This is a genomic window from Bacillus sp. DE0042 (assembly GCF_007680225.1).
GTDB lineage: Bacteria > Bacillota > Bacilli > Bacillales > Bacillaceae_G > Bacillus_A > Bacillus_A wiedmannii.
The window spans coordinates 38,591-46,663 of the sequence record NZ_VEJP01000016.1 but is presented as its reverse complement, the minus strand read 5'-3'; the positions used below and the strand labels follow the sequence as shown (position 1 = coordinate 46,663).

8 protein-coding genes and 1 pseudogene are annotated in these 8,073 nt (G+C 32.5%); 2 read left to right on the top strand and 7 right to left on the bottom strand.

The genetic code is table 11. From position 1 onward, the window contains the following. Nucleotides 1-445 precede the first annotated feature (445 nt). Nucleotides 446-952 (bottom strand): GNAT family N-acetyltransferase, encoded by a 507-nt coding sequence (locus FS802_RS30185; RefSeq protein WP_064472543.1) that lies wholly within the window; start codon nt 950-952, stop codon nt 446-448. A gap of 306 nt (nt 953-1,258) precedes the next feature. After that, a complete protein-coding gene (locus FS802_RS30180) occupies nt 1,259-1,906 on the bottom strand; it encodes a lysozyme family protein (RefSeq protein ID WP_098654371.1) in 648 nt (215 codons plus the stop codon). 217 nt (nt 1,907-2,123) lie between these two features. Between FS802_RS30180 and FS802_RS31810 the strand changes: the two are divergent. Then, a pseudogene (locus FS802_RS31810) lies at nt 2,124-2,243 on the top strand (vancomycin resistance histidine kinase VanS); the annotation flags it as partial. Nucleotides 2,244-2,321: 78 nt separating this feature from the next. Here the strand turns inward: FS802_RS31810 and FS802_RS30175 are convergent. From FS802_RS30175 to FS802_RS30160, 4 genes are all read right to left on the bottom strand, one after another. Continuing rightward, on the bottom strand, nt 2,322-2,678 hold the full coding sequence (locus tag FS802_RS30175) for a YxeA family protein (protein WP_098654393.1): 357 nt from the start codon (nt 2,676-2,678) through the stop codon (nt 2,322-2,324). Nucleotides 2,679-2,982: 304 nt separating this feature from the next. Next, nucleotides 2,983-3,558 (bottom strand): replication-relaxation family protein, encoded by a 576-nt coding sequence (locus FS802_RS30170; RefSeq protein WP_064472596.1) that lies wholly within the window; start codon nt 3,556-3,558, stop codon nt 2,983-2,985. Between the two features lie 22 nt (nt 3,559-3,580). Then, complete coding sequence (locus FS802_RS30165) at nt 3,581-4,747, bottom strand: FtsK/SpoIIIE domain-containing protein (protein ID WP_144525681.1); 1,167 nt, start codon at nt 4,745-4,747, stop codon at nt 3,581-3,583. A gap of 15 nt (nt 4,748-4,762) precedes the next feature. After that, on the bottom strand, nt 4,763-5,083 hold the full coding sequence (locus FS802_RS30160) for a hypothetical protein (RefSeq protein ID WP_098654373.1): 321 nt from the start codon (nt 5,081-5,083) through the stop codon (nt 4,763-4,765). A gap of 293 nt (nt 5,084-5,376) precedes the next feature. Here FS802_RS30160 and FS802_RS30155 point away from each other — a divergent pair, with 293 nt between their 5' ends. Beyond that, complete coding sequence (locus tag FS802_RS30155) at nt 5,377-5,598, top strand: helix-turn-helix domain-containing protein (protein WP_064474032.1); 222 nt, start codon at nt 5,377-5,379, stop codon at nt 5,596-5,598. A gap of 219 nt (nt 5,599-5,817) precedes the next feature. Here FS802_RS30155 and FS802_RS30150 read toward each other — a convergent pair whose 3' ends face one another. Further along, nucleotides 5,818-7,800 carry a methyl-accepting chemotaxis protein gene (locus FS802_RS30150; RefSeq protein ID WP_141546015.1) on the bottom strand — a complete coding sequence of 661 codons (1,983 nt, stop codon included), beginning with the start codon at nt 7,798-7,800 and terminating at the stop codon, nt 5,818-5,820. Nucleotides 7,801-8,073: the final 273 nt, after the last annotated feature.

The window sequence follows — 8,073 nt, the reverse complement described above, 5'->3', positions numbered from 1 at the left end:
TTTTTAGAGTACTAGTATCAGTATGTCCAAGTTTGGGAGATTACTTCCAGATATTTTGAATTTTTTGCACCAGAACCAGTATTTGAAATGGTAGAAATATTCACAATAGACAAGTAAAGGTCTCTAAAATAATCTTGTTCTCTGAAAACAGAATGCATATGAGGTTGGAGTAACAAATTCTTCTACTCCGTAAAATGTATTAAGTCGTCAGGCACAAGACGCTAAAACACATTTGAGAACTCACAATCTGACTCGTTTGGTAATAGAACGAGTGCCATATCTGCTATATGTACTGGATACGGAGTGGTGATGGCACACCCCAATCTTGCACGTCAGCGATACTAGAAATAGTACTTCGCCTTTGGTAGCAAGAAACCCCACTAAAGATAGTCAACTTGCTTCTTTAGGGATAGGAGTTTCAATTTAAATAATGCGTTCTGAGACACTACTCTTCTTCTAAAATAGCGTAATAATATTCATCCCACCATTCATTCCCATTTGGTATACACTTCCTGAAATAGCCCTCCCTTCTCATTCCAATCTTCTCCATTACTCGATATGATGGGATATTTTGTGGCTGACATGTAGCTATTATCCTATGTAATTTCATTTCCTTAAATCCATATTTTAATGTAGCTTGTGCTGCTTCAGAAGCATATCCTTTATTGAAGTATTTTGGATTGAACACCCAACCAATCTCATAAGTATGCTCACCAAAATATTTATGAAAAACTATATGACCAATCAGGATATCTTCATCTATTAATACCACAGGAAAGTTCTTAGCGTTTTCACCAATGTTTTCATTCACAAAGTTTCTTGTATCTTCTTCAGTAAAAACTCCTTCAGGTATGTATTTCATAACATTGATATCTGATGTATACTCATGGACAGCTTGCCAATCTTTGAACTCAAATTTTCGTATCAATAATCTTTCTGTTCTTACAAACATTTACTTTTCCTCCTCAAAAAATCGCAACTATATTTTAAATCCACATTTAACCCTTAAAACAAAAAGAACTTGTAGGAATCTCTACAAGTTCTTTTTAGTTTAAGGTGAATATACGGGTCAAACAAACTATCTTGCAAATTCATCATAGATACTACAGGGAGTAATGCTTTGACAAGTATATTATATAACAAATATTAACATCTAAAGATTTCAATTTTGAAAATTATGTGAATTAAGAAAAAACTAGTTTTTTTCTTAGATATTATTATTAAAAGCTGACGGTATCATTCTATTTAATTCCACAGCTTATTTAGAAGAGTCATGTACATTTCGAAGACGTTCTTCAATAAGTTTTGTTTTTTCATTCACCTTTGATGCATATGTGAAATCACCATAACAATATGGATACCTAAAATTATTTTGATTTCCACCACAAGTGTACATCGCTGGATTTTGATCAACTTTCATCTTAGAAAACTTTTTAGCCGAATCTTCCGAGTGTTGTTTAACTTCTTGACTAGCAATAAAATCAATATACCCTGGCCCCATATTATAGCTTTGAATAATTGTATCCATGCTGACATCCTTGTCCGTTCCATATTTGTACATTTTAGCAAAGTGCTTTACCCCTTGTTCAATACTCAAGCTTGTCTCTTGAATTTCATTTGGCTTTAATCCAAGTGATTCAGAAGACTGCATAGGATCGTTTCCCTCACCTCTACTCTCTTGATACATAATTCCTAATAAAACTGCTGTTTTTTCTCCTAAATTATATTTTTCTAATTCTTTTTTCAAGGTAGACTCATATTGCAATACACGTTTTTCTGTGGCTAGCGCTTTATTTTGTTGAATATTGGTTTTATGATTAAAATATAGCATTCCAAGTATTGTTCCTAAACCTAAAATACAAATAAGGAACACTTTTATAATTTGGTTTTTACTTATATCCTTCATATATTACTCCTCGTATAAAAAATTCAATTTTCCAAAGATAATTGGTTATTTACAAACTATGTAATGAACATCTATCTCCCGCACTTTTTTAGACTCAAACATCAATACTTTAAGGTTTTAAGTTTAATATAAAAATTTAAAGATAAGGTAAAGATAAGATAAAGATAAGATAAAGGGCATTTTTTAGCGTACTTTAAAAGATATTGGTACAAAGTGATATGTGGGACAACTTGTTGATATGAATGGATTTAGTGATAATTGAGAGTTTATCGTACAAGTTATTAATTTTGGAGATATCATTCCAGAAGATTTACCCTATCTTTTCAATATGCTTTATATAAAAAACTAAAACATAACATATAATAAAAAACGGCGAACCCTCCACGTAGTAGAATCCACCATCACAAATAACTGATTATTTCACACCTAGTTTTTCTTTTGCTTTCTTAGGGAGCTCGTCTTCCTGCACTTCCTCCCAAGCTGTTACACCTTTTTTCTCTGAGTGATATACACGTAGGAATGCTTCTTTACGAAGATTCTTTTGTGCCATAAATTCTAACTCTTTTTCTTTACCTTCCTTATCAAAAACCGATAATGTATATTCATACTCCTTTCCCATCACTTTACCATCCATAGATTTTGAAACTCCCTCTTTTCCATCTATTGTAATTTGAACGTAATATTCATCTTTACCCATACGATTGATATCACATCCAACTAGTAAACTTGCAAATACAACTAAAAGGCTTAAAAGTGCCATATATTTTTTTATATTGTTCACCTCATTGGTTTCTATGATACTGTAATCTTAATCTGTGTTCGTTTGAAAAGAAATTCAAAAACATTACGTCAACATTACATTTTCGAAAGATAACAAAATTACCTATATCAATGTTTATAAATGAGATATTCGCTTAACCATTAAAAATTATTTAAACAATTACTTTTTTTATTTTTTTTACTATTTCATAACTTGCTTCAAATTCACTCTTCGCATTTATTGCCTTTTAACAATCATCACACATGACTTAATACTTTATTGAAAGAAAAAAAGCTCTGCACTATGCAGGCTTTCTTTATGATTTCACTACTAAATTATTCATAAAACTCTCTATAGAATTCGCCTGGAATATACGGAAATAAGGAGATTGAACGTCGTAATATTTGTCGGTAATGATAAGAATTGAAGGAAAGAATTTAGAAGTTTTCGGTTGCCAATATTCATTATGCCATTCTTGACTATGGAAGTATAACTCATATCTGTTTATCTTATCTTGCATTATCTTTTTACTGTACACTGACTTTTGAACTTCAATAAAGAATGGCGACCTACGCCATATAGTAAAAGCATCCGGCTCCATATATTCCTTCCCATACTTTGGTTCCACTTTGAATAACTTAGGATTTTCATAATGAACAAGTTGTTTGTATACGTCCACAATACAAAGGAAATGAGGAATTTTTTGACTCGTCTTTCTGATAGAACTAGGTTGCGGAAAATAAATGTATGGGTGTTGCAATACGTTAGCATCAACATGACCGTCTCTTCTTAATCGTTTCATAACCGTATTACAGCAGGTTATTGCATTCTTTAAGCCTTGAAAATGCAAGTCAATAATATCGTCTCGGGACATGCATCTAAATTGCTTCAAATCATTCAGAATTCCTTTATCTCTACTCTTCATCATCTAACACCCCAAATAACGGAATTTCTACTTGCGATGAATACTTGAGTATCTTCTCCTCTTTAGACATGCAATATGGTTCAACAATTTGTTTCGCCTTACTTAATTCCAAATAAGGAGCTTGCACTTTCATTAATCCATTTCGTTTAAAAATCATTTGTCCAGATTGCTCTAAATACTCTGAACCAGAAGTACCCATAATATTACTATTAATCACACTATCACATTTAAAGCCCATTCTTACAGTCATATTAAGTTTTAACTTACCATCTAACACCTTGGCATCTGGCCTCTGCATACTAAGCAAAAGAAAAAACCCCAGTGATCTCCCGACTGCTGAAATCTTTTCAATCGTAGTCATGCACTCTTTTTCATCTTTAAGCATAGCCACTTCATCAATAGCAAGTAGTATATATGGCTTTTGATGATTTGGATTTAATTTGTTGTACGCATCAATATGATCAACTTCATATTCTTCCATAAGTTTTCTTCGTTCCCTGATTTCCTTCCATAACTTTTGAAGCATTATTTTCATTTCGATTTCTTCCATACAAACTTCTTTTACATGCTTCACTCTACGTAAAAAATGAAATTCAGAGTTTTTTAAATCACCAAGATACAAATGCAACGTTTTAGGAGACATATATTGAATAAGTGTGGATAATACAACACGTACCATACTACTTTTCCCGCTTCCCGTTTCTCCTGCAATTAATAAGTGCGGTGAATTGGGACCAATCATGTCGTACGCAATCATTTTTCCGAATTGGTCCTTGCCGACCACAACAGGTAAACGGTAATCTTTTAATAGTGGCTTCCATTCTTTATAACAATAATTGTACGATTTTAGTCCAGCATTTGAACGAAATACATGTAGGACAAATTTTTTCACATTACCTTCAATCGTAATATTTCGTCCTAATATTTGTTGGAAACAAAACCACTTCTTTTCAATCTTCTGTGGATCTAATCCGTTTGGTATGGTAAATACATATCTCACGCTTTCTTTTGAAGAAGAAATATTATGTACCTTTGGATAAATAGGCACTTTTCCCCCGCGCGTTTGATGTTCCGTATATAGACCTGCTTTTACAAACACCTCTATAAGTCGATTCCTTAACTTTTGTGTATGAAGCCACTCCTTTATAATCCTCATTTACTCCATTCCTCCCTAAAACATAATTACGATACGAACAAATGCGTATCCAATCAAGCAAACTCCACCAATTCGCATACCATAATAAATACTTCCACTCACAACCTTTGCAGCAAGTATATGTTCATTTTGTACCAAATACTTTTCTAACAAGACTGCCCCAATTAAAACCGTCCCCATTATTCCTAATGCAATATAAGTATTTAACACTTGATCGGACATATGAAAGAATGCAAAAGGACTTAATGAATTGTATTTACGAATTGTATTTTCTTTATCTTTGTATGACCGATCTATAAACTTGCGAAAAAAAATCCTTTCTTTCCTTACTCGCATTTAAATGCCTCCGTTCTCTTTATAAACAGAATAAGAAAACTTATAAAACATAGGATTGATTCACTTATTACCTTGTTAACATTACTTTGATAGTTAATTTGGTATGTACTTTGCCAATACAAAAGCTAATTGATTTGATATCTATCTTGATAATACGTTTGCTAGCAACTTTGATAGCGACCTTGGTACATCATATTGCGAACAGCTTGTACATTATTAACACTTTTGTTTAAAAAAATCAGGCTTTGGTAAAAATGTGATTAATAAAGTATCTACGAATAGGAGTGTTCGCAGTGTTTGGCTTAGGAAAACCGTTATCTAAGTTTGGTAAATTTTTAAGGAAGAATGATATTACTCAAACGGAATTAAAGGAATGGAGTGGGGTAAACCAAAATACAATTAGCCGTATCTCCCGTTCGAATCAATTCAAGCCTTCATTAGGGAATGGTCAAAAGATAATTAGGGCCTTAAAAAGAAAAGGATTCGGCGTAGACTTTGAAGATTTTTGGATGTGATAAATCGCTCAATATATACTTCTGTATCAACACTAAACTTGAATGAAAGAGATATTCAAAAATGAATATATAATAAAAAAGATCAACTACCATTTAAAGTAGTTGATCTGCATGTGCAAACTCTATAAAAAATACATATTATATTTATTTACCACATTATAGGGTTTTTAACTTCTATCCTTAAACATACTATCTAGGATTCTATCCTAGAATCTGAACTTATATCTTAAATCCACCAATTAATTCTTGAAGCTCTTCGGCCATCTGTGCTAATTGTATTGCTGAAGAATTTATCTCTTCCATAGAAGCATGTTGCTCCTCAGATGAACCGGCTATCGTTTGCATACTTGAAGAATTCTCTTTCACAGCCATAGATATTTGATTAATTGATGTATCGACTTCCATTACATCACTTGTCATTTTATTTGATAATTCCACCATACCATGTACTTTTGACACGATATCATTTGCAGATTTTGAGATTTCATAAAAACTTTGTTTTGTATCATTCGCAACCTGAATCCCCGACTGCACTTCAACTCCTACTTCATTCATAGCTTTTACAGTCTCATGTACATCTGCTTGTATTTCATTAATTAAACTTCCAATTTCCATTGAAGATTCGGATGATTGCTCCGCTAACTTCCTGACCTCGTCGGCAACAATTGCAAAGCCACGCCCCTGTTCTCCTGCTCTAGCCGCTTCAATCGCTGCATTCAATGCTAATAAATTTGTTTGTGCTGCAATATTTTGAATTACTTCTAATATACTTCCGATTTGCTGCGATTTCTTATCTAATAATTTAATTACATTATCGGATTGAGAAACAGAATGATGGATAGACTGCATTTGCGTTACAGTCTGTTCTACTAATTGTTCACCCTCATTGGCTTTTTGTTTTGTGTATAAGGATGAAGCCGATACTTCAGAAGCATTATCAGCTACGCATTGAATGTTTCGTGTTACCTCACCAATTAATTTCGCTCCAGACGCCACTTCATTATTTTGAACTTCTGCACTATTCGATATTTCTTCCATTTCTTTTGTAATTTGTTCTGTCGCGACACTGGCTTGCTCCACGCTAGCGGTTAGTTCTTCAGACGAAGCAGCCACATGTCCTGCAGATGTATTAATTTGAGAAATTAAATTACGCAACGACTCTGCCATTGCATTGAAACTACCACCTAATTGACCAAGTTCATCCTTTGAACGAATATCTATTTTCTCAGTTAAATCTCCCTGACTAATTCTTTGAGCTGAAATAACTAATTGCCTTAGTGGATTAATAATAGATTTAAGAATGAAGAAAATTACAATTCCACCTAACAACAATGAAGCCCCTATTATAGTGAGCGTTTTATAAAAAATAGGATTGGTAGCTTCTTCAATTTCTTTAATAGGCATTACACCAGCTATTTTCCAACCTGTTTTTTTGTTTGTTTTAAAGCTTATGTTTCGATCCTCGCCATTAAGGCTATAAGTAATTACTCCATCTTCTTTCTTGTATAGTTCATCTGCTAATGATTTCTCTAACTTCTCACCTGGCTTAAGTGTAGGATGAACAACGATAGTCTTATCTTGACTTACTATAGATACAAAGCCTTGTTTTCCTATTTTTATCATTTTAGAAGTTTTTACGATATCATCAATATTCAAGTCCACACCAATGACACCACTTTTATCAGCATTTTGCTTTGCAATTGCTATTACCATATTTCCTGTAGCCTTTGATTTATAGGGAGACGAAACAATAATCTCTCCATTAGCTTTTACTGCATCCTTATACCAACTACTTTCTAACGGATTAAATCCTTCTGGTATTTTTCCAACAGGTGCATGAATAAATTGATTATTACTGGACGTAGTATAAATTGTTTCTATCTCTGGATGTAACTGTATATATTGATCAAATTTACTTTGTACATTTTGCAATTGGTCAGCATTATAATCACCTTGTGTAAGTATCTTTGCAAAATGAGTTACATCTACATGTTTATTTTCTAACTCATCATCAACTATCTTATTTAAAATACTTACATTATCTTTCGCAGTTTGTAGAATTGTATCATTAAGATCTGTTTTCGACTCATCATAAGATGTTATTCCCACGATAAGACTAGGTATAATTAATATTGCAATAAATGCCATAGACAACTTCGTTTTAAGCTTCATTTGTTCCAATCTTTCTTTTATATTAAACACTTTCTACTTCTTCCTTTCATTCTTACAACTGATATAGTTTATTTAATCGTTAGCTCCTTTATTTTTTCTACATTCATTTATGGTATCATTCGATATGAAATCACCGTTATATCCTTTTACATACATCTTCTCATATAACAATTTATTTTTTACAAGCGGAGTTTTATCTATCCACCTTTCGATTATGTTATTTTCTATATTAAGCAATGTTAAGACTACAAATTATTCTAAATTACCTGGATGAAACATGGAATTCATTTAAATAATGATTTT

Coding starts and splice junctions, on each gene's coding strand:
- FS802_RS30180 (WP_098654371.1), bottom strand. CDS start 1,906: ATGAAGGATATAAGTAAAAACCAAATTATAAAAGTGTTCCTTATTTGT.
- FS802_RS30185 (WP_064472543.1), bottom strand. CDS start 952: ATGTTTGTAAGAACAGAAAGATTATTGATACGAAAATTTGAGTTCAAA.
- FS802_RS30165 (WP_144525681.1), bottom strand. CDS start 4,747: ATGAGGATTATAAAGGAGTGGCTTCATACACAAAAGTTAAGGAATCGA.
- FS802_RS30160 (WP_098654373.1), bottom strand. CDS start 5,083: ATGCGAGTAAGGAAAGAAAGGATTTTTTTTCGCAAGTTTATAGATCGG.